This is a genomic window from Roseburia sp. AF15-21, assembly GCF_003479505.1.
In the GTDB taxonomy this organism is placed as follows: Bacteria; Bacillota; Clostridia; order Lachnospirales; family Lachnospiraceae; genus Roseburia_C; species Roseburia_C amylophila.
The window spans coordinates 230,035-250,796 of record NZ_QUHG01000002.1; the positions used below are offsets into that span (position 1 = coordinate 230,035).

The following is a 20,762-nucleotide window of genomic DNA, read 5'->3' on the forward strand; positions in this document are numbered from 1 at the left end:
ATGCAGAAACAGACAATACAATTAGCAACAGTAGTAAAAAATGGAGTTATTCAGAAAGTCGGTAATAGCTCAATATATCATTCATCAATTCAGTATGACGGAAGAAAAACAAAGTGGTTTGATGATTCTAAGCTAATCCACAAAAAATCATCAATAGATTCCAGTCAGTTACCCATAGAAAAATAGCAACCAAAAATGTTCACTTAACCATTAAAAAAGAGTAGGAGATATAAACATCATGAAAAATAAAATAATGACAACAAACATTGGAACAATTAACCTTGCAGAGATAGATATTATCACAGACTGTATGGAAATCTTTATTCCAATATTGACAGTATCAGAAAATTTACGAGCTACCATTGAGGAAAGTATTAAGACGGCTAAAGAAAAATATCAGCATGAATATTTAGATTGCAGGGCTATGAAGTGGAGTGACGCAGGAGCTAGTCTTTCATTTCAGGAGCTACATATCATTATTGAAAGTGGTCATATTTCATACGAACTTTGTTTCAATATCGAGGATAAGGAAAATGATTTTATTGAAACAGGATTTAATCTTAAAGTGGATTTGTCGGAACATACAGAGGAAATCAAGAAGCTAATCATTAAAGCCATGATTGATAAATTCTTCTAATCAATGGATGGAAAATTTGTTAAGGTATGGGGTTCTTCGGAATCCCTACCTATTGGAAAATATCGGAGGTGCTACAGTATGAAATTGGAAAAATTAACAGATACAGAACGGAAATTTGCAGAAGAAAACCATAATTTGATTTATGAATTTTTGCATCAGAAGGAATTAAGTATAGAAGAATATTACAATATTGCTGTTTTTGGATTTTTAAAGTCGGTACAGGTATATCATAGACGGAAAGATTTGAATGGAAAATATAAGTTCTCGGTAATTGCTTGGAAATATATGCAGTCAGAAATTGGAAATTATATCAGAATGGCTTGTAGCAAGAAGAGAACCACAACAGAAAATATTCTGAGTTTGGATGCAGACAATGAAGAGAAGGAAAATATTTACAATATGATTGGTGGAAAATCTGTGGAAGCCGATGTGATGGAAAATTTCTGTATGGATTGCATAATGGAAAATTTGACAGAGATACAACGAAAAATCATATGTTTAAAAATGGAAGGATACAGTAATACAGAAACATTTTTAATATTGGAAATTCCATCATCAACTTTCTATAAGGAAATAAACCGGATCAAAAAGGTATTGGAAAATTTAATTGCTTAATCAGGATGAAACGGAAATGGAAGCACTTTTAGTAAATGTATTGGAAAATAAAGTTGAAACTGTAGATGTAAATGGATTGGAAGATTATTATAAGTTGCTCCATTGTACAACGATTGATATAGTGAACAGAGGAATCAATGGAAAGAGATATGACATTATTTGTGATGATGAAGGAACTTTTTCAGATGCTCCGTTAATTTCAGTTATTGACGATTTGGGCAGAGTTACGTTTGTTGGAAATCTGATTGTATGCGGTGGAGCGGACGAAGTAATATATTCAGCAACAGAAATGCTTCGGATGGAAAAGAAAAACCGTAAAAAACTAGGAGCATTGGCAGATTTGCCAGTGTATAGTATTCCTTACGCACAAGTGAAAAAGATAGCAGCGATAAAGAATCATATTTGGTGTTTATAATCCAAAATAAAAGATTATAATGATGGAAACATCTTTAGTTCTAAAACAGATCTTAGGGATACTCTGTCTATTAATTTCCTACAGTAAATTTACACTACCTTGAAAAATAAACGATTTTCATTTATTACTTTTATGGTATACTATATATATCCGATATATATAGGGAAAGAGAGGGTATGATGGTGGCATTAAAAGATACATTTAAGAATATAAAAGATTCTCGAAAAGTTACTAATCAAGAAATGGCAGATGCCTTGGGAATCAGTAAACAAAATTTTAGTAATAAAATTCAAAGGAACACGTTTTCGCCAGATGAATTAGTAAAGATAGCAGAGCTTTTGGATATGGAAATTGCTTTCATTGATAAAAAAGCGACTGTTAATGATGGGGAGAAGTTTGTAATCATGTAAAAATACCAATCTCAAGGCAATAGAAAAGGGTACTTGAAAAATCAAGCACCCTCATGTATAATCTACTTAGAAAGGTAATCGGATGTGAGTCCGATTTGCCCTCAGTTGAGACTCTGAAATAGCATCTAACTTTAGGCGGTTGGGATGCTATTTCTTTTTGTCGTTATGGTTATCTATGTAAGATAGAGCCGCAAAAACAACCAGTAAGAGCGTAAGCACTTCCATTGTGTTCATTGGCATCATCCCTCTTTCGTAATACTAGAGGGCATAACACATCGGAAAATCACATCCTGCTTTCTATTCAATTATACAAGAAAATTATAACATAGTACAAACATATGTTCAATAACAAAAAAACACCAACGGAAAGAAAAGTCTTTCTGAAGGTGTTTATTTTATTTGGAATCAAGTTGATCTACAACTTTCTCAAGCTCTACACTGTGCCATCGGTCACGGATAATTTGCTGTTTTAATTGTGCTATGCGATTATTTGTGTAATGTTCTAACCAAGACATAAGCCATTGTGGAATAAATCGATTAGGAATCTTTTGTATGGTGCAAAACATCATATCTTCCAATCGGTCATAAACCTTATGGAAAAAATCTTTGAAGCGGTTCTGCTTCGAAATTTCAATATTTATATATATCACTCCTTAGAATTTTTTGGAAAATTGATTGAAGTGTGGAGAAATGAAAAAGTTTTTTATTACATTGATATTATAAAGTGGAGCAACAGAAAAGACAATGTTTTTTCGTGACTTGACCTTATATGAAAACAGTTGTTTTTATGGAATGGAAAATATATGTGTTTAGGAACTGCTGCACTATCAAAAAACATACATGAAAATAGTTATGGATTTTGTGGAGGATTGAATGGAAAATAAAATATTTGCCTATATGAGAATATCAACTAATCATAAGACTCAGAAAATCGACAGACAGCAACAGACTATCATTGAGTATTCTATAAAGAATGGATTCGAGATAGACGATTTCTTTTCAGATATTATCACAGGTGGAACAAAAGCGAAAAATAGACCAGGATTTATTGACATGAAGAATCGGTTGCGAAGTGGAGATACAGTGATCGTATCAGACATTGATCGTCTTGGAAGAGACGCAGACGATGTTATTATCGAGATAAAGAATCTCCAATCTAAAGGAATCCGCATTGTTGCATTGGATGTTCCGTTTCTGAATGATTGGCAGAAAATGAATGATGATAGTTTGTCAAAGATGATTATTGATATTTTTGTCACACTTAAGGCGCATATAGCACAACAGGAAAGGGAAAAGATTCACGACAGAGTAATGCAAGGATTGAATACTGCTAAGAAAAAGGGTAAGAAGTTAGGCAGACCGGCAACCGGTGTCCCCAAAGACTTTGTAAAGGAATATAACAAATTTCAATCAGGGGAATATGGAAATATATCGGTTGTACAGTTTGCAAAGCTGCAAGGGATTGCAGTCAGCACCTTTTATAAGTATGTGAATCTTTTGAAAGAGAAAAGAACAAAAGCAGACACATTATTATAGAAGAAACTCATTCAGAATGGAGGTATACAATGCTACTTATTAACGAAAAGGACTTAGAAACAATGTTACAGGCACAGTATCAGAAGGGCGTTGCAGATGGAACACAAATGGGAATTCGTTTGATGAAAGAACGACTGCTGCTCGCTTGTGAAAATGGAAATCCAGTTGTAATCAAGGGCAAAGCTTATTTTGTGAAGTCGGATATTCAGAACCTTAGGGATGTTATGGACGATATAGAGGACAAAGCATGAGAAATTTTTGCGGATTGAGCAATGATATAAAAGTAAGAATTAATAGTTTATCCTTGGAGCAGAAGTTAGAAGTTGAACATACTTTGAATAATTGGGAATGGCATAATCTGTTAGGAGATAAACCTAAAGGATTTGACAATCTGCTATTTTACGGACATAACTGTTATCAAGAGTGTTATTTATATAAGAAGATTTTTCATTATATTACAAAGTATGATTATACTCACCCTTTGATAATGTATATTAACAGATTTACAACAATATGGGATAGACTACATTATCATAATGTTACTGTTAATAATATGAGTGAAGAGGAATTTGAAATGTGGTATAAAGTAAATTTTGAAAATGGACAAGGAGGACTCAGATAATGGCAACGGATAGGCGGCCACCTTGCTTATATTATGTTTGTGCTGGACTTTGCACAAAGGGTAGAAAAGCAGATCACGCTCATTATTTCCAACACTGTAATAAATATGAACCGAGAGCAAGGGTAAGATATAAAAATCAGAAGAAGGAAAAAATAGAGAAGTTCAGGAAGAACGAGAGGTATTAAATAATGAAGAGAAAATAAAAAATCTTTACATATGGATTCTATATAGGGATGATCTTGTGGATGTACGGTTTAGTCGCATTTATGATTATTGAAATATAGTAATGGAAATGCTTTTGATATTCATACCACTAGCAATTTATTATTTTTTACAATAGGTAAGGGGATAATTGAAGAAAAGATTAAGAAAGGAAGAGGTTAAAATTATGGAACAGCCAAAATACAGATTTGAAGATTTACATTTACTATGGAAGAGCAAAGAAGTATTTCTTCAATGAATTAGGTCACATTGTATTAAACAGAATTGGATAATTACAAAAGGCAGCCAATGTTAAAGGTTGGTTAGTATCATAACTTTATATAAGAAAGAAAATATATTTTGATAGATATAAAAGCAGAATCAAGCAGAAATTTAGGGAAGAAATGCTTCTAAAGACATTTGATGATGTTTCAAGTTGATATGGGTTTTCGAGAAAAGAAATTGGTATCAAATAAAAGTATATGCTATAATTTGTTTGAAATCATTTGGTTGTTACCTTATAGATTTTGATTTGTTGCAGAGAGGTGTCCTGAAAAGGATGCCTTTTCTGTCGATTAAAATAAAAATGTTATTGACAATATCTGATGTAATAGTGTAGCATTATTGTATCAATAAAGGATAAAAAAACCAAACTACTAAAGATAAAACATCAAGTTACCAAAGAAGTGGTAGACTTGGTGTTTTTTGTATACTTAAATGGATGAAAATATATAAATGGTGAGGGAGTTGGTTAGAAAAAATATTGTCTGTCACTGTAACATTGATGTCATTATTTAATGGAGGAATATATATGGCTTTTTATCCTGAATATGTAAAGAGAATGAATTTATTAAAAGATGGATCAACAGAAGAGGAAACAAATTATAAAATAAATTATCTAAAACAGATAATAAAAAATGACAAAGTGTACAAATTTATCGGATTAAATGACACACCTGATAAGAATGAACAGAAGATAAATACTTTGTTGAAAGGAAATATATGGTTTTCGCAATACAAAATATTAAATGATCAAACAGAATTTCAAATAAATTATAATGCACGAAAAATAGCAAAAGTAATTGGATGTGATGAAGCGTATATACGTTTTATTGTAGATTGTATGATGGAAATATATGATATTTATTCGCTTACATATGAATATAGCCCGAAAATGTGGAAAAATTATGCATCAGATGGAAATGGAATTTGTATAGAATATAATATTGAAGATTATGATTATTTGTTCCCAGTAGAATATGTAAACAAAGGAGAGATTGATTTTAATAATATGTTAATTAATGCTTTGCGGGGTGAATCATTGGAGTTTGCTATATTGCCGTGGGTGATAAAAAATCCATATAATGAAACAGCCAGTCTAAACTCTACAGATGAGAAAGAGGTTAGGATTTTATTTAGTCCATATGATGATAAAGATATCAATAATGGGAAGGTTGATGCGAATATTAAAGAAGAATTAAGCTATAAAGGAATTAGCAAACCATATTCGGAATTTGGATTAAGTATTTCAAAAATAATAGTAGGAAATAAATGTGATGCGGAGATAAAAAATATATTAACGAAACGATATGGTTCAAAAATAGTTGAGAATTTACTTTAATGATATTCATTGAAAAGCTATGACTGTAATGGACATGACTTTTCTTTTAATAAAAGAAGTTCGAAGAAAAATTCATAGAATGAGAGAAATAGTAGAAAATACATATGTTTTGTTGATTATGCTATGTATCTGAATGTTATAAGGAAAGGAATATTATGTAAACTTCGTAAAATTGTAGGAAATATAAGCAAAAACGAAGATTATGTGATATTTTTTCACAATTAGAAAACAATAAACCATACTGAAATGGTAGAAAATAAATATAATTTTCGAACTATTACTCGAACAATATTATGTAAATCAAATGCAAAAAAGCCTTATTTTATAAGGAGGTTGTGAAGTTGCATTATGAAGAAATAGTGAAAATAATGAATTTTTATGTTCGGAAATACCGGGAAATAACATAATGTGTAAGTGAAAGATATGTTATAATAAGTAAAATAACTCCAAATTCCCCATATACATTATCACTGCTTAAAGGAGACGATTCCACATGAATATTAATCCAGATAAAATAAAAGAGTTGATGCTAATATATTCAGAACTTGACGAAGAATATCAAGAGAGATTATTTCAGGAAGCATATAAGTTACAGCTTATGCGAAGTCAAAAGAAACAGATGCAGAAAGAAGATACCATATATAAAACGGAGGCGGAATTCCAAAAAGAATTAGAATCAAGGACAGGAGAACGAGCTGCCAAAATATTAGAAGTATCGGATATTTTTGATAAAGCAAATGATACCGATAAAGCAGCTTTATTTATGATGGTTAATTATTTGGCAAGAAGAAAGAATTCTGTTTGTGAGCCAGATATTTCTATTGAAATAAATCAGAAAGAAATTTCTATGCAAGAATATTTAGAAAAATATTTGATGAGTGCGGATTATGACAAAGCGAGGGATATAGTTATTAAAACATTAAATGAAGATTCCAGTCATGCATAAATTGAAAAGTAAATAAGAAAGCCATCAGAGATTAATCTGGTGGCTTTTATAATAGGAAAAACAAATTAATATTAAACAAAAACGGCATTTTCAATGGTCTGAGGATACCAAAGAAGATAGCGTTCATGCTATAAATGATTACATTAATCATTCTAGCACATGGGGTTATTGTTGACATTTTTATCGGAGCGATTAAACTCTGGTGGCTTTTAATGATTATTTTATAGAAGTATCAAACCCCATATTATAAAATGGAATTTCTGAAGCCAAGTTATATTTAAGGGTAATATTTACTAAATCTAACAATAACTGAGAATTAATTGAATCAATAACAGTTTTTGGAATTTCTCCAATTACATTATCTATATGTTTTAATGCAGTAATTCCCATTTTAGATAATTGAATATATCCATTTTTAGATTCTTCGTTAATCTGAGCATTAGAAAATGGAATGTCAAAAATACACTCAGGATCAAATTCAAGTAAAATAGGAGCTATGAGGTATTTAGGTTCATTTCCTATTAGTTCTTTCGGAGTTTCTTTTAATATAACACAATATCGAGGCAATGATGCCGCATGATATGCTTTATTAATACGAGGTATCGCAGAGCCACATATTACTGGACACTGGGAATTTACAATTGTTCCAGGCTTAAGAAGATTTGGTGGAACAGTTGGCTTTTTTTCGGAAATATGGGTTACAACATCTTTTATATTACAATTAAATTCTGTGCAAATTTTTTCTATTACTGTCAAAGTAACGGGTTCATTTTTCCCCATTTTAGCAAGTGTTGCATTTGATATATCAACTCTTTTAGCAAAATCCATTTTCGATATATGCAATTTATTTAGGAAAATCCATAATGGTTCATATGATATAGCCATAATAATGCCTCCACTATATAATATACATATTTTACTATGCATTTCTGAATTTGTAAACAAAATTTTAAAAAACAGAAATATAGTATTGACTTTATAATACATACATGATAGAGTTATTTCTAGAAAAACAGAAATAAGAAGAAAAAACAGAAGCTACAAAATGAAAAAGAAGCCGATGATACCAACACCGACTTCAATATATGGATGCTACCAACATCCATAGAAATTGCACAGACTTACATCTGTACATATGTAATTAGACAGACATATTATAACAGATACATTTGAATATTTCAAATAAAAAGTCTTTCAGGTAGATCACCTGACAATTTCCAAACTTTATTTTTATATCGTGGAGAAATCCGCAAGAGTTTTATTATCCTAATAATAGAACGTAAGTTCACACAATGACAATTGTAAATGGGAGTGATGCAAAGAGAGAATGAATAAGTAGGCTTAAATGCCTAAAATTTTTTACCATTCATATCAAAGTTTAGAAAGTTATGGGAAAGAAAATAACAACTTATGCATACAACAGAAAAGGTAGGTGAACGTATATGGAATTAAACCGATGTGCGTATACAATTCTTGGAATCCTACGCACAAAGAAAGCAACAGACAAAGTGCATGGTGTAACAATCGCAGAAATTAATGCATTAGAGCGTATAAGTAGACCAAACACCATACATAAAAGAATCAAAGAAATGCAGTCACTAGGATATGTTAATGAAGGTGTAAAAGCCGGACGAGCCAAAACATACTTTATTACAGAATCGGGACTTGCATTATTACCTATTAAAAAGGAGGACAACGAAGATGCATAGAAAAGAGTATTTATCGCTTTATGGTTTTTTATCTCTTGGACAGGCAGGCGGTAATTTGACCAAAAATTTTGAGGATGAAGGATTTCCGTGTGTAGTGGCTAACAGTTCAATAGAGGATTTAGCCACTAGGAATGCAAAAAATAAGCTTCATTTTAGAAATGGAACTGGATGTCATAAGAATAGAAAGATGTCAAAACAACTTTTAAAACAGAACTTAGAAATGCTAATTGATGAAGTGAGATCCAAGATGTCAGCAATCACTACATTATTTATATGTGCATCATCATCTGGTGGAACTGGTTCTGGAATGTTGGCAGCAGTTGCAAAAATTCTATCAAATCAGTTGGAAATAAATATTTGCCTTGTAACAATTTTGCCTGATGCATCTGAAAATTTTCAGTCATATGCCAATACAGTTGAGTTGTTTCAAGAAATTGAAAAACTTGATTGCATAGGAGCAACATTCATTTTAGATAATTCAAAGCATAACGACAAAATGAAAATTAATGAAATTTTCTACACACATTTGAGTGCATTTCTTTCAAATGAAAATGGCGGTGATTATGGGTGCTTAGATAGAAGTGAAATTGATAAGCTGTTAAGTACGCCTGGTATGGCTATTATGTCAAAACTTGGAAAAGACAATTCAGATAAAATTGTTTCTTCTATTATAAGTAACAATATCTATGCACCAATAGAACAGAACAAAGTTGTTCGATATGTCGGAATTATGAGCTGCAATGATCGTGTAGATACAAGTGAGCTTTATTCACAGATAGGTACTCCAATTGATACATATATCGGAACAAATGCTTCTGCAAATGTTTGTATGGTTAGTGGATTAACATTGCCAAAAACTCGCTTGAATCAAATAAAAGAGGCAGCGCAGACAAATATGGAGATTATCAAAAAAGGAATTGATGCATCAAAAAATAGTCTGTTTGATGACTCTTTGGACTTCTTAGGCGCGTTTGATGATGAAAAGCCAATACAAAAGAAGAAGGAACGGTCAGGAATCGACATTCTGAATGAATTTTTATAAAAGTTCATCAGAGAAGGGAGAATTATATAGTAGGCAAAAATGATTTTGTCAAACATACAGAAAAGTTTATGCAAGGAAACGGAGGATTAATTACATGGAACTTACAGAGTTATCAAAATTTTTAAAAGAACAGAATGAGAGTGGCAAAGGTTTTCAGATTCATTTGAATAGTGGAAATCTTGATAAAAGGAGTCAACACAATACTGATGTTGAATTTGGTGATTTATATTTCACAAATTGTAAGTTACTAAAAAATACAACATTTTTATCCTTTTCTAATGATAAAAAAGAACCAATAAAATTCTATAAAGAAACACCACTTTACCCAATAGAGATTAATAGCAATCTGTTCATTGACATTACAAAAATTGAATTGGTTGAGAATGTGGAGGATTTCAAAGACTGGTTTATGTTTCCATCATCAAGAGTTATCAATCTTTATATGTTTCCAGAAAATAACAACGTGGATGGACACAGAAATATTATAACTGTCGGCTTTCGGCTTTGTTGAGTAATAAACAGAGAATGTATATAGGAGGGAATAGTTATGGAAAGAGTGTTGATCAGAGAAGATAACGGCAAGTTATCAATGGTTTTGGAATTTGATTCAGGCAACGTGTAGAAATTCCCATCAATAAAGATGGCTCTATACGTTGATTGAAAGATAAAACTAATAAAATTAACAGAAAATAAGGAGGATTTTAATGATGAAAGGAACTGTTAAATTTTTTAATAAGTGTAAAGAAGGTACAACCAATTCTTACAACGCAGATGATAAAGAAATTATTGGAGGATGAGCATTTGCCTCTTAAAAAGATTGGAAACAATTCATATTTGGTAATTGCCGAAAATAACATCATTTAAAGCTCAGAATAGGGCATGACATTTGAAAAACTTGCTGAATATGCCGGCTTTTCTATCAGTGAAGAATAGGTAAAAATCATTCTCCTAACGGAGAATATTAATAATAGGTGGGAGTCCTGATAGGGTATGTTCCTATTCCACCAAAACATCAACATAGAGGATCAGCGAAAGGCTGATTCTCACCTATTAAAAATTTGGAGGACAAATAAAATGAGTAAAAAAGTAAAAGACGAATGGAAACAGTATTTATTGGATGAAGAGAAGGATTATTCTGTGGAACAGCTTATCGAAAAGTTTAAATATGCAGTTAGTTATTTAAAATCGCATCATCTGAGAATTGTTCCTGAAATGTTTACAGATTCTGATCCTGATATCGTTGATGAAAAATATCATTTGTCGGATAAGGACAAAGAAGTATACGCTAAGTCATTTGAAAAAGAAGGTTATGCACCACAGGATTGCAAGACAATTATAAAAGTAATGGATGCAGTATATCATGTTTTAGATATTTCAAAAGAAGAGGCAAGGCAATTTACCTTATATATCGCAGAAAATCATTTGACTTTAACTGATGCGATTGAAAGAAAATATCATCTTTCCTTAAGCGAATATGATGATTATATGGAAGTTGTGTTAATGCCATATACAAATTATTGTGGAAGAAAATCATTACAATTAGGTAAAGAATTAGTGGACATCCTTGCAGTAGTATTTGCAGAGTAAAAATATAGATAAGCGGTATACGGTATATTACCGTATGCTGCTTATAATGGGAGAAAAGTATATGAATACAAAAAATACAACAGCGAAGAACCTTCAAAAAGCAATAAAAAATAATCTGGTCACAGTCGTAAATGCGCAGACAGAGTGTAAAGATACAGATGAGGTTCAGACCATTACAGCAGAGCAGTTTATGACAGATTTGAATTTTTATGTGGAATCAGGTATCTTTTCAGATTCATTGGATTTCAAATTTGCGGTCACAGGTAAAGATTTTTTACAGATTCAGGTAGGTTATATGAGTTGTTATTGTCAGCATTGTATTATAGCCACATTGAAATTATGTGATGGCATAACGATGGAGCAGGTAGAGAAGCAGCTTAGAGAGACGATATTCGATATTTTATCTGCATAGAAATGGAGAATATTATAAATGACAGAGATTATTGTTGCAGTGAGATGATGCAAACGACTGTTGAAGCGAACAGTTACAACATTTCAGAACGGATTTACAAATTCCCCTTTTATTAAATATAGGCACATTGCTTTTGTGGGCGGTGCGCCATGATAAAAATTGAATACGGAGGCACAAAGGTATGAAGTCAGTAAAATTATCGGAATTAAAATTTAAAGATTTTGGATTGGATATAAAGAAGAATTTTCTTAATCCATCCAAATGTGAATGTGGCTGTGATGCATATGGTCTTATGAAATGTGACAACACAAAAGAGTTGCAAGATAGTCTCTGCCATTTGGTATGTGAGAGTGGTAAATATCCATGTGGAGTAGTGGTGATAAGAAAAGATAATACTGTTTTAGTTGGATTTTCACATAAAGAAAAACCTACATTATTATGCGGTTATAGAAGTTATGCTTTCAAAGATGCTCCAAAAGAGTGGCAGTATTTATCAGTCGGTGAACTGGTTACAAAAACATATGAATTAGAACATTATGGAATAATGATTGAATTAGAGGATAATTTCTATCAGACCGTAATGGAATAGGTTAGGAGACCAACTATGAAATTTAAGTGGTACAAAATCCTTTTGGAACAGAGGTTGAGATTGTTAATAAAGATAGTAGATATTTCAGAAGAAAAGGAATATTAGTATCACCAGCACCAGGAGGCGCAGGATATTGTATTGGGTTAGAAAATGGAGAAGCAGATTTTTTCTGTGATTATGAATTTTTACCAGTACAAAATATTTTAACCTTGGACAAACTGGATGTAAAAACATTATCACAAAGCTTCAATCAGAGCTATCTATATGAGACAAATCGTGTAGTGGTCTATTTGGGAAAATTCACAAATGAGGATATAGAACAGGCATATAAAAATCTTGCAGAACAGCTTGCAAGTGGAGAATGTAAATATAGTAAGGCTGAATATGTGCTTGCTTTATTAAGTGAAATGCAAAAATATGATGCAGAAGCAATCAAAGATCCTATCGGAGAAATGATTACATTTATTCAATGGTGGGTGGAAGGTTTGAGAAACCATGTAACAAAGGATATGAAAGATAAGAGATATTTTGAGACGGAACATTTCAAGATTGATTTTATCGAGTTAGATTAGGAGGAATGAACTATTAGTATAGAAGAAAGAATCGACTATATGGATTATCTGAATCCATGCAATAAAAATCAGACAGCAAAGGTATTGGAAAGATTCTTTTATGTCTCAAATGGGAGAGAGTACATATCTGTTATACCAGATGAAGCAGAAAGAATAACAAAATTACCGACACAGGAAGAAGTAAAATCAGATTCAGACAGAGCAATATCGTATGCGAGAGATATTATCTTAAATGCTGGAAAATATAAAGATATGGATTTAGACGAGGATATATTGAAAAAATATACTTGTGATTTAGATCCATTACTTGACAAGATACTTGCTATCAATATTGCAGATATTTTGAATAGACAGAGCCAATATAAAGATAATGAGCAATTAAAAAATGTTTGGATTACTTCAATAGAAGAATTAAAAACAGACTTCAAAAAAGGAGAAGATACACCATCTATACCACAGATTATTGATGGAATTGATACATCAAAACTTGTAATTGGAATGACTGTTAAAAATTATAAAATGCTATGTGAATTATTAGAACAAGAAGTAAAAAATGGTAAGTCAAAAAAATTACAGTTGGAAGATTGGAAAAGATATTTTGATTGGGAAAAGTCGGGACAGAAATTTATTATAACGGATGTTTATGATACACCTTTGACCAAAGAGGATAAGAGAAAATTAGGAAATAATTCGATTTACGTTAAATATATAGAAGTGATTCTGTTGCAATATCTATCAAAACAGCAAGGATTTACAAAGACATTTACAAAACGTAACTGGTGGGAAATGTTGGGGATTGTAAATGAGCAATACGGAAAGAAGTCTGAGAAGGAACTAACCAATTTGGATTACAAGGTTACTCCGTGGGAAGTAAAACATTTTTATCAAAGATGTAATAAGAAATTGGAAGAGATTTTATTTTCTGCATTGAACAGTTTAAGGAGCAGAAAACTCATTACATATGAGATTCAGACAATGATTGTAAAGTGGAATCCACAAAAGCGTTGCGATGAATATTTTGAAGCTACGGACAATCAGAAAAAACAGATATTGGAAGTTGAGCATTATGTACTCCACAATGTTATGAAATATGAAAAGATGGTACAGGTCTTTTTGAAATTCCAACAGCAAGAATATTATCAAAAAGTAAATGATTTACTGTATGAATATTATGGTTGGGATCACTGCTACAAGCAAATCAAAATTATCTATACTCCCGAAGGAGTTCGTGAAGCATACCCAGAACTTGAAGCAAAATTACAAAAAGAATTATTGAATGAAAAAATATGCGAGGTAGTAGATGAAAATGCTAAAAACACATTTCAGAAATGGCAGACAGATTATCAACAGTGGAAAGATGAAATAGCATCAAGAACATGGGTTGAGAATGGAAAAATAATTCCAAGACCAAGAAAGCCGTTTATGCCAGAGCATATAGATGAAGAAACTTATTTAGGAGCACAAAGCATATTAAAAAATGAACTTATACAGATAGGTCATAAGGATATGGTATTTTCGACAGAAGATTTTCTTGAAAGCAATAATGAGTTAGATAGTATATTCGATTTTGTAAAGTGAAAAAGTTGGCACTTTAAAATCGTAACAATAAACATAACCCTATATTACGAATATAAAGTGCCAATTTTTGAAAATACATAAAAATCATACGAGATTCAATGATTTTGTGTAGTGACGCAAGGAACGGAACAAACATCATTTGTGGCTGCCACGCAGACACCCATTAAGGAGATAAGACATGGATAGAAGTTATAGATTAAAAATGGAAGATAAATTGAATACAAATACTCTTACAAAAGAGTACATATTAAATTGCATAGCAAAGCATGAGAAGAAAATCAATGACCTTGCTTATAAGGAAAAGCAGTACAAAGCATCCAATTACAATAATCATAAGTTGGAACTGGATAAGCTGATTGAATACAGACAACCTTTTATTGATATTCTTATGAAAGAGTACAGAATGTCATTGGAGGATATTAAAATTGCATTGCAAGATGTAAAGGATAAAAATATTCCTACCAATGCCGTATGTGACCAGGTAAGAGGGATTATTACTAATGGATGTTACTTTCTTGAATAGTGGGTTTCTGTTCCAGAAACAAAAAGATTTGTTCCGCATGGCTACACAAATCTTTCAACGAGAGAATATATTTTATAGATACTTGATTTGAGCGTACCTTGAATGGTTCAAAATATGAATTAAACTGATTATTCTTTTCGATAAAGAGAGAGTATGTCGGCTGCCTATCGGCATCCGAAATAAGCACCCTCTATTTATCTGAATAATAAGTTTACAATTTTTCACTTGATAGAAGGAGAATTATATATATGAGTAAAGCAATTACAGAGAAAAAATATTACAGAGTTGGTAAAACATTTTCAAATACAGATAAGGACTATAACGGATTATTAAATATTCCATTTGGTATCTGGATTACAACACAGAGTTTTGAAGTAATAAGTTCTATGAAATGGGAGAAAGCATATAAGCTAAGTATTCCGATTGATGGAAAGATTATTGATGATAGTATTAAGAACTGCTGCATTTTTGTCTATTTGGATGAAGCTAATTATGACAAAAAAGAATATCAGCAAGTTACATGGGATGAACTTATGAAAAAGCAATTAACAAATTAAAAAATCTAACGTATACAGATGAAGATAAGGTTATCTTGAAACAGTTTTACCGTGTACTTGCTAATACATATCATCCTGATCATAAAAAGACAGGTAATGCGGAAATGATGAAACGTTTGAACAATTTAAAAGCCGTGTGGGGAATATAGAAAGGGGTATGAACATGAACAGAGAAACAGTTATTCAGAACATTTTAACCAACTATGGGCAGTACATCTCAAAAGAAGAAGTCGAGTCAATGGTAGATAGCGGAAAAGAGCAAGGTCTTACATATGATTTGATTTATCTGACGTTAAAGGCTCAGTTATCACAGTTAGCAGGTGAAGAATTTTATTGTACAAGTTCCGATATGGCGAAAGCACTTAATGTATCGGAAGATGAAATCAATAGGCTTATAGAGGAATCAAGAGAAGAATTAGCTGCTGTTGGTGAAAATCCAGATGATTATTTTAAAACGGTAGAAAGTACAAGATTTATGATGTAGCGTGACCAGAAATGGGAATGTTATTTTTACAAGATCTTTCAATCTGACAGGATGTAGGTATGTAACGAAACGTTATATATCTTTCGCACACATGTGTACGAAAATATTTACTGATCTATTTCAAACGCTCATATTGTAAGATTGAATCTTTATTTAATTCTACACTTGTGCCGAAAAGTTGTCCAGTTGTGATAACGAGCTTAAAAACAAGCTGGTATAGGTGAGGTATGTTCTATTCCCTGATTCAAGGTAACTGTCAGTGACCACGAAATTGTGGACGTTTTCAATTCTGGAAACACATGATTAGCCACATCGGGCGGTTGGTTTGAACCAGACGTTCATACGTTCGCTTTAAAACGAATGGTTCTTCTAATCGGACGAATCAAGCCGATTCTCCACGGGGAACATGTATGGACAGATTTGTCCAAAAGCCATAAAGCATTTCCTTATTTGGGGACGCTATAGAAACGGAGGTGATTATAATAACAGACAATATAACACAGATCAAATATATCAAAGTGGTAGAAAAGTTATACCAGGTTACAGACATATCATTTGTAGATATGACCATTCGTGCAGTAGAGACAACAACTGCTACACCTGTTCCGCAAAATGTGATATTCGACTTGGATGATCTGAAGGAATTCAAAATTAAGCTAATAAATAATGGCGGGATGGCAGATATTGTTGATTTTAGCGTGAGAAAGAAAAATAAACGCAAGATATAGTATGATATAGGGCGATACAGGACTATATATAGTATAAAAATTCCAATGAAACAATCGTTTCAAAATTCCATGAATCTAGTTAAATAAAGTGGTGGGTAGCCACTATAAAAACCCTATGTGCAGCGAAATAGTCTGACGGTTGGAGATGATCACTGAGGCTTGAAAAAGTAGACATATAAATTGAATAAATGATTTAATGATGGTATAATTTTTCTCATAAAAATATTAAAGGGGGAACATGAATGAGTGAATTTATTTCATGGTGTAATTTAAATCAAGGCTTTTTATCGTTTGTACTTTCATTAATGACAATTATTTTGAGTGTTGTAGCAATAGTAATATCTTTAAAAATAGGGAAAATGCCTTATGAAAGAAAATTAAGAATTATTCCAGAACCTTATAAAGTGAAAGGAAAAATGATGCTGGATATAATAATTATTAATTGTGGACATGTGGAAACGGGGATAGAACACATTGCTATAATGGATAATTCAAATTTAGTTTTAGGTATGTATACTGGTTCAAATATATATGTAAAACCAGAGGAAATGGCAAAATGTAGTATTGAAATATTTGATAGACAGGAATACATAGAAGAAAATATGATTGATTTAAATAAGAAGATAGTGATTAGTGTATATGATATATCCAAGAAAAAGTATATTTTTAGAAATGGATTTCCTATTGGATGATTATTTACCAACCATCAATTACGATGGTTGGTATTTTTTTGCACAAAATCAGAAACAGAACGGAGAATATTGCATATAGAAGAAACACGATTGGAGGAAATGTGTATATGAGTAATAAGAAAAAATTTGAACCTAGACGATTTAGAATATATAAGCTGAGTACATTTGATGCACTTACTGATGATGAACGTAAATTCCACATGGCTTATAAAGATGCAAAAAAGGAAAAGGTGTTTTTAAAGGAACAGAGAGACAATTTAATTGCATCATTTGAAGGTGTCAGAAAGATAGACAGAAATCGTCTGTATATATATGATTATGACGAGAATGGAGAAATCATAGAAGAATCAGAACGAGAGAACTTTGACAAGCAAGTTGCATTGGCTGAAAGTGAAATGGCAAGAATGGCTACAGATTTTTCAGAGAAAGATCCACTTGTAATAGAAATTGTATATCTTAAAACGTCGAAGCTTAATGAGGTATTGCATCAGATTGTAGATAGAGGCTTGGATATTGATGGTCAGCATTATATTTTCTATTCCAGCACAACAAATCAGATGAAGCGTGGAGAGTGTATTCTTTTAAAAGAGAATTTTTATAAAGCACATGAACAGGAGATTACACTTGGTCTGACTGATGAGGTAGTAAATGCAAAAGACGGTTGTAATATAGGAAAGAGATTAGCTTATAATGGACTGCTGCTGTCAACATCATTTATACCAGAAGGATATGAACTTACGCTTGATGAGTGTTTAGTAGTTCCAGACTTTGAAACTATTATAAATGAAAAGGTGGAATGTATTGACCATGATGATAATAGTATTACTGGCATAGAGGCAAGAAATGAAAATGTTAAGATTCCGCAAACTGATGGTGCCGGAATGTTCCTTCCAGGTGTGTTACCAAGCTCTGCTCAAATTCGGTGTGGACATATTAAAGGTTGTATATTCCCGTTAGATTTTAGAAAATTCTTGCAGTTAGATGAAGTCGAGGGAATAAAACCAAGTTCTGTTATTTCTGATGCATGGGGTGACAAACATGATGTAATCAAGGAAAACATCAAAATTATATTGACTGCTTCACAAGTAAAAATGTGGAAATACTATGATTCATGGGAAGAATTAAAGGAAACATACAATGCTTGTGGCAAGAAAATTGCAATAAACAATTTTGCCGAAGAACCAAAAGGATGGGAAAAGACTAGTTATCAATATCTTCATACGTTAGACCGTGGAAAATTTACTAATGATAAGCTGAAGGAACTTTGTGAGAATACATTGAAAAAGCTTAAGGACATGAAAACTGATGCTGGTAAAATTGCTGAAATTTTGAGTGAACCATATCTTTCTGATGCAATAACGGCATATCCTGAGTTAATCCAAGATAAATATATTCAAAAGAAATTGGAAAACAAATTCAGAAGTGAGAGAAAAGATGCTTGTGGGAATAAGCTTATACTGGAAGATTCATTATATGCTTATATTTGCCCGGATTTGTATACATTTTGTGAATGGCTGTTTTGTGGTATTGAAAATCCTAAAGGTATTATACCAAGGAATCATGTGTACTGTAGCTTCTACAATGATGAACCATACAACAAATATGATGTCGTTGATTGTTTAAGATCTCCACATTTATATATGGAGCATGGAATAAGGAATCTTGTAAAAGGCGATGAATTGGAACAATGCAAGGATTGGTTTATAGGAAATGATCTTGTTGTAAGTAGTCATGATTTATTATGTCGTATCCTTCAGTTTGATGTTGACGGAGATCATGCTTTAGTCACACCAAATAAGACTATGATAGAGTGTGTGCCGACAGACAAAAATATTTTGTATTATACAGGTTTTGATGCAGACAAGCCACAAATTACTAAAGAAGCAATTTATAATGCCTTGGTTGCGAGTATGGATAATTCAAATATTGGTGATATTTCTAATGCTATGACCAAGAATTATAATAATGAAGAAATTGATGACGAGTTTAATAAGGTTATGTGCTGCTATAATAATTTGACAATAGATTTTCCGAAAACACAGCAGAATATTTCCTTGGGTGAATACGAGGAAAAGTATAATCAGCTTATCAATGAAAAACCACCATATTTCTTTCAGTATGCTAAAGATAAAAAACGTGAAAACTGCAAGCCGCTTTCTAATAGTAACTGTGATCGTATATGTGCATACATTCATAAGGAAACCAGCAATAAGAGATATACCTGGAAAACAGATAATCCATTTAAGGTTGGTGTACTTTTTGATGAAGCTATCAAAGTAGATACAATGGATGAATCGTATAGAAGGTTAGAGCAACTTATGTTTGATTTGAAACGTAAAGAACAGTCATTGACGTTTAGAATCAATAATGAGATAGAACAGTTGGACAAATCTGATGCAATGCGAGAGAAGATAAGTAAATATGATGTGTTTTATACAATGTGTGATAAAATGATACTCTGTATTTTTGACGGAGACAGAAAACGTGCGACAGCATATCTCACAGATTTTGAGTATTTACAGAGGGAAAATTGTGATAGTGGTAAAAATATCTTGTGGAATTGCTATGGAGATATTATTCTTGAAAATATTAAAGCCAATGTTGGAAATCCTGCTGGTATACCTGAAAGAAAATCACACTATAAGAAAAAGGGCAGTGGAAAGAAAAATAGAGAGGTACATGAAATTGGTAAAAGTGTTATAGAAAAAATCAATAAAGACATTGAAGAGGTTTCTACAGTTACAATATACAAGGATGAATTAGAATGGATAGATAATCTTCCGTACAGGAAAAACTGTAGTAATGATAGAGAGTTATTATTTATCTTGATGGTGCAGCAGAAGAGAAGCAAATCTGGGAAAGTTTGGGTATATGCCAATAAGAGGACTGCGCTAACCTGTAATGGACTTGATAAGATGATTGGTGATGGAGTTAGTATCGCAAAAAAGGGCATAAAGCGTTTACAAAATATGGGAGTCCTTTCTATTATAATGCATGGAAAAGATATGGAGATTGTAGTAAATGCTCCAGAAGTTAATGAGCCTAAAATCGCATATGGCATAGAGGGTACACAGAAAAATCCGATTGTTTCATTCTATGAACACAATAAGGAAAGAATGATTGCTGAATGTCCATACTGTCATAAAAAATACATTAAGGTTGGCAATATGAAAACTTGTCAGAATACAGTTTGCAGAGAACAGTTAGCTATGGATCGCAAACTTGGATACAAATAATTTGGATAATTTGTTGTTAAAATGTAACAGTGATAAGGTCTTAAAAATAA

Annotated in this window: 25 protein-coding genes; 24 read left to right on the plus strand and 1 reads right to left on the minus strand. The window is 32.0% G+C overall.

What is annotated here, in order from left to right; genetic code table 11:
* The 11 genes from DWW33_RS04120 (at window position 1) to DWW33_RS04175 (ending at window position 7,003) form a co-directional block, all read left to right on the plus strand.
* Window positions 1-186: a hypothetical protein gene (locus DWW33_RS04120; protein WP_118638882.1), complete on the plus strand. Its 186-nt coding sequence runs from the start codon at window positions 1-3 to the stop codon at window positions 184-186.
* Between the two features lie 52 nt (window positions 187-238).
* Window positions 239-637, plus strand: coding sequence for a hypothetical protein (locus DWW33_RS04125; RefSeq protein ID WP_118638883.1), 399 nt, complete (start codon window positions 239-241; stop codon window positions 635-637).
* A gap of 78 nt (window positions 638-715) precedes the next feature.
* On the plus strand, window positions 716-1,252 hold the full coding sequence (locus DWW33_RS04130) for an ECF-type sigma factor (protein WP_158577448.1): 537 nt from the start codon (window positions 716-718) through the stop codon (window positions 1,250-1,252).
* Between the two features lie 16 nt (window positions 1,253-1,268).
* Window positions 1,269-1,667 carry a DUF3846 domain-containing protein gene (locus DWW33_RS04135; RefSeq protein WP_147404699.1) on the plus strand — a complete coding sequence of 133 codons (399 nt, stop codon included), beginning with the start codon at window positions 1,269-1,271 and terminating at the stop codon, window positions 1,665-1,667.
* A 176-nt stretch (window positions 1,668-1,843) separates the two neighbouring features.
* On the plus strand, window positions 1,844-2,077 hold the full coding sequence (locus DWW33_RS04140; protein ID WP_243088524.1) for a helix-turn-helix domain-containing protein: 234 nt from the start codon (window positions 1,844-1,846) through the stop codon (window positions 2,075-2,077).
* 873 nt (window positions 2,078-2,950) lie between these two features.
* A complete protein-coding gene (locus DWW33_RS04150) occupies window positions 2,951-3,613 on the plus strand; it encodes a recombinase family protein (RefSeq protein ID WP_243088525.1) in 663 nt (220 codons plus the stop codon).
* A gap of 29 nt (window positions 3,614-3,642) precedes the next feature.
* Window positions 3,643-3,864, plus strand: a complete 222-nt coding sequence (locus tag DWW33_RS04155; RefSeq protein ID WP_118638888.1) for a hypothetical protein — start codon at window positions 3,643-3,645, stop codon at window positions 3,862-3,864.
* The gene (locus DWW33_RS04160) at window positions 3,861-4,235 is read left to right on the plus strand and encodes a hypothetical protein (RefSeq protein WP_118638889.1); all 375 of its coding nucleotides are present in this window, start codon (window positions 3,861-3,863) and stop codon (window positions 4,233-4,235) included. The genes DWW33_RS04155 and DWW33_RS04160 overlap by 4 nt, the downstream gene beginning before the upstream one ends.
* Complete coding sequence (locus tag DWW33_RS04165) at window positions 4,235-4,420, plus strand: hypothetical protein (RefSeq protein ID WP_118638890.1); 186 nt, start codon at window positions 4,235-4,237, stop codon at window positions 4,418-4,420. The genes DWW33_RS04160 and DWW33_RS04165 overlap by 1 nt, the downstream gene beginning before the upstream one ends.
* 827 nt (window positions 4,421-5,247) lie before the next feature.
* The gene (locus DWW33_RS04170) at window positions 5,248-6,057 is read left to right on the plus strand and encodes a hypothetical protein (RefSeq protein WP_118638891.1); all 810 of its coding nucleotides are present in this window, start codon (window positions 5,248-5,250) and stop codon (window positions 6,055-6,057) included.
* Window positions 6,058-6,550: 493 nt separating this feature from the next.
* Complete coding sequence (locus DWW33_RS04175; protein ID WP_118638892.1) at window positions 6,551-7,003, plus strand: hypothetical protein; 453 nt, start codon at window positions 6,551-6,553, stop codon at window positions 7,001-7,003.
* A 216-nt stretch (window positions 7,004-7,219) separates the two neighbouring features.
* On the opposite strand, the gene DWW33_RS04180 is transcribed toward DWW33_RS04175, so the two are convergent.
* Window positions 7,220-7,888 (minus strand): helix-turn-helix domain-containing protein, encoded by a 669-nt coding sequence (locus DWW33_RS04180; protein WP_118638893.1) that lies wholly within the window; start codon window positions 7,886-7,888, stop codon window positions 7,220-7,222.
* A gap of 557 nt (window positions 7,889-8,445) precedes the next feature.
* Here DWW33_RS04180 and DWW33_RS04185 point away from each other — a divergent pair.
* From DWW33_RS04185 to DWW33_RS04250, 13 genes are all read left to right on the plus strand, one after another.
* Complete coding sequence (locus tag DWW33_RS04185; RefSeq protein ID WP_118638894.1) at window positions 8,446-8,712, plus strand: hypothetical protein; 267 nt, start codon at window positions 8,446-8,448, stop codon at window positions 8,710-8,712.
* Window positions 8,705-9,754 (plus strand): tubulin-like doman-containing protein, encoded by a 1,050-nt coding sequence (locus DWW33_RS04190; protein ID WP_118638895.1) that lies wholly within the window; start codon window positions 8,705-8,707, stop codon window positions 9,752-9,754. Before DWW33_RS04185 ends, DWW33_RS04190 begins: the two co-directional genes overlap by 8 nt.
* Window positions 9,755-9,848: 94 nt before the next feature.
* Window positions 9,849-10,265, plus strand: a complete 417-nt coding sequence (locus DWW33_RS04195; protein ID WP_118638896.1) for a hypothetical protein — start codon at window positions 9,849-9,851, stop codon at window positions 10,263-10,265.
* Window positions 10,266-10,828: 563 nt separating this feature from the next.
* Window positions 10,829-11,341: a hypothetical protein gene (locus DWW33_RS04200; protein ID WP_118638897.1), complete on the plus strand. Its 513-nt coding sequence runs from the start codon at window positions 10,829-10,831 to the stop codon at window positions 11,339-11,341.
* 61 nt (window positions 11,342-11,402) lie between these two features.
* Window positions 11,403-11,753, plus strand: a complete 351-nt coding sequence (locus DWW33_RS04205) for a hypothetical protein (protein ID WP_147404700.1) — start codon at window positions 11,403-11,405, stop codon at window positions 11,751-11,753.
* Window positions 11,754-11,934: 181 nt separating this feature from the next.
* On the plus strand, window positions 11,935-12,342 hold the full coding sequence (locus DWW33_RS04210) for a hypothetical protein (protein WP_118638899.1): 408 nt from the start codon (window positions 11,935-11,937) through the stop codon (window positions 12,340-12,342).
* Window positions 12,343-12,368: 26 nt separating this feature from the next.
* Complete coding sequence (locus tag DWW33_RS04215) at window positions 12,369-12,914, plus strand: hypothetical protein (protein ID WP_118638900.1); 546 nt, start codon at window positions 12,369-12,371, stop codon at window positions 12,912-12,914.
* A gap of 39 nt (window positions 12,915-12,953) precedes the next feature.
* Window positions 12,954-14,492: a hypothetical protein gene (locus DWW33_RS04220; RefSeq protein WP_118638901.1), complete on the plus strand. Its 1,539-nt coding sequence runs from the start codon at window positions 12,954-12,956 to the stop codon at window positions 14,490-14,492.
* A gap of 178 nt (window positions 14,493-14,670) precedes the next feature.
* Window positions 14,671-15,015 carry a hypothetical protein gene (locus DWW33_RS04225; protein WP_118638902.1) on the plus strand — a complete coding sequence of 115 codons (345 nt, stop codon included), beginning with the start codon at window positions 14,671-14,673 and terminating at the stop codon, window positions 15,013-15,015.
* A gap of 248 nt (window positions 15,016-15,263) precedes the next feature.
* Window positions 15,264-15,572 carry a hypothetical protein gene (locus DWW33_RS04230; protein WP_118638903.1) on the plus strand — a complete coding sequence of 103 codons (309 nt, stop codon included), beginning with the start codon at window positions 15,264-15,266 and terminating at the stop codon, window positions 15,570-15,572.
* A gap of 157 nt (window positions 15,573-15,729) precedes the next feature.
* On the plus strand, window positions 15,730-16,056 hold the full coding sequence (locus DWW33_RS04235) for a hypothetical protein (protein WP_147404701.1): 327 nt from the start codon (window positions 15,730-15,732) through the stop codon (window positions 16,054-16,056).
* A gap of 970 nt (window positions 16,057-17,026) precedes the next feature.
* A complete protein-coding gene (locus DWW33_RS04245) occupies window positions 17,027-17,476 on the plus strand; it encodes a hypothetical protein (protein WP_118638906.1) in 450 nt (149 codons plus the stop codon).
* A gap of 107 nt (window positions 17,477-17,583) precedes the next feature.
* Window positions 17,584-20,712, plus strand: a complete 3,129-nt coding sequence (locus tag DWW33_RS04250; protein ID WP_158577449.1) for an RNA dependent RNA polymerase — start codon at window positions 17,584-17,586, stop codon at window positions 20,710-20,712.
* The last annotated feature ends 50 nt before the right edge of the window (window positions 20,713-20,762 follow it).

What these genes read in the sequence shown, in the direction of transcription:
- DWW33_RS04120 (WP_118638882.1), top strand. Translation starts at nt 1, where the DNA reads ATGCAGAAACAGACAATACAATTAGCAACAGTAGTAAAAAATGGAGTT.
- DWW33_RS04125 (WP_118638883.1), top strand. Translation starts at nt 239, where the DNA reads ATGAAAAATAAAATAATGACAACAAACATTGGAACAATTAACCTTGCA.
- DWW33_RS04130 (WP_158577448.1), top strand. Translation starts at nt 716, where the DNA reads ATGAAATTGGAAAAATTAACAGATACAGAACGGAAATTTGCAGAAGAA.
- DWW33_RS04135 (WP_147404699.1), top strand. Translation starts at nt 1,269, where the DNA reads ATGGAAGCACTTTTAGTAAATGTATTGGAAAATAAAGTTGAAACTGTA.
- DWW33_RS04140 (WP_243088524.1), top strand. Translation starts at nt 1,844, where the DNA reads ATGATGGTGGCATTAAAAGATACATTTAAGAATATAAAAGATTCTCGA.
- DWW33_RS04150 (WP_243088525.1), top strand. Translation starts at nt 2,951, where the DNA reads ATGGAAAATAAAATATTTGCCTATATGAGAATATCAACTAATCATAAG.
- DWW33_RS04155 (WP_118638888.1), top strand. Translation starts at nt 3,643, where the DNA reads ATGCTACTTATTAACGAAAAGGACTTAGAAACAATGTTACAGGCACAG.
- DWW33_RS04160 (WP_118638889.1), top strand. Translation starts at nt 3,861, where the DNA reads ATGAGAAATTTTTGCGGATTGAGCAATGATATAAAAGTAAGAATTAAT.
- DWW33_RS04165 (WP_118638890.1), top strand. Translation starts at nt 4,235, where the DNA reads ATGGCAACGGATAGGCGGCCACCTTGCTTATATTATGTTTGTGCTGGA.
- DWW33_RS04170 (WP_118638891.1), top strand. Translation starts at nt 5,248, where the DNA reads ATGGCTTTTTATCCTGAATATGTAAAGAGAATGAATTTATTAAAAGAT.
- DWW33_RS04175 (WP_118638892.1), top strand. Translation starts at nt 6,551, where the DNA reads ATGAATATTAATCCAGATAAAATAAAAGAGTTGATGCTAATATATTCA.
- DWW33_RS04180 (WP_118638893.1), bottom strand. Translation starts at nt 7,888, where the DNA reads ATGGCTATATCATATGAACCATTATGGATTTTCCTAAATAAATTGCAT.
- DWW33_RS04185 (WP_118638894.1), top strand. Translation starts at nt 8,446, where the DNA reads ATGGAATTAAACCGATGTGCGTATACAATTCTTGGAATCCTACGCACA.
- DWW33_RS04190 (WP_118638895.1), top strand. Translation starts at nt 8,705, where the DNA reads ATGCATAGAAAAGAGTATTTATCGCTTTATGGTTTTTTATCTCTTGGA.
- DWW33_RS04195 (WP_118638896.1), top strand. Translation starts at nt 9,849, where the DNA reads ATGGAACTTACAGAGTTATCAAAATTTTTAAAAGAACAGAATGAGAGT.
- DWW33_RS04200 (WP_118638897.1), top strand. Translation starts at nt 10,829, where the DNA reads ATGAGTAAAAAAGTAAAAGACGAATGGAAACAGTATTTATTGGATGAA.
- DWW33_RS04205 (WP_147404700.1), top strand. Translation starts at nt 11,403, where the DNA reads ATGAATACAAAAAATACAACAGCGAAGAACCTTCAAAAAGCAATAAAA.
- DWW33_RS04210 (WP_118638899.1), top strand. Translation starts at nt 11,935, where the DNA reads ATGAAGTCAGTAAAATTATCGGAATTAAAATTTAAAGATTTTGGATTG.
- DWW33_RS04220 (WP_118638901.1), top strand. Translation starts at nt 12,954, where the DNA reads ATGGATTATCTGAATCCATGCAATAAAAATCAGACAGCAAAGGTATTG.
- DWW33_RS04225 (WP_118638902.1), top strand. Translation starts at nt 14,671, where the DNA reads ATGGATAGAAGTTATAGATTAAAAATGGAAGATAAATTGAATACAAAT.
- DWW33_RS04230 (WP_118638903.1), top strand. Translation starts at nt 15,264, where the DNA reads ATGAGTAAAGCAATTACAGAGAAAAAATATTACAGAGTTGGTAAAACA.
- DWW33_RS04235 (WP_147404701.1), top strand. Translation starts at nt 15,730, where the DNA reads ATGAACATGAACAGAGAAACAGTTATTCAGAACATTTTAACCAACTAT.
- DWW33_RS04245 (WP_118638906.1), top strand. Translation starts at nt 17,027, where the DNA reads ATGAGTGAATTTATTTCATGGTGTAATTTAAATCAAGGCTTTTTATCG.
- DWW33_RS04250 (WP_158577449.1), top strand. Translation starts at nt 17,584, where the DNA reads ATGAGTAATAAGAAAAAATTTGAACCTAGACGATTTAGAATATATAAG.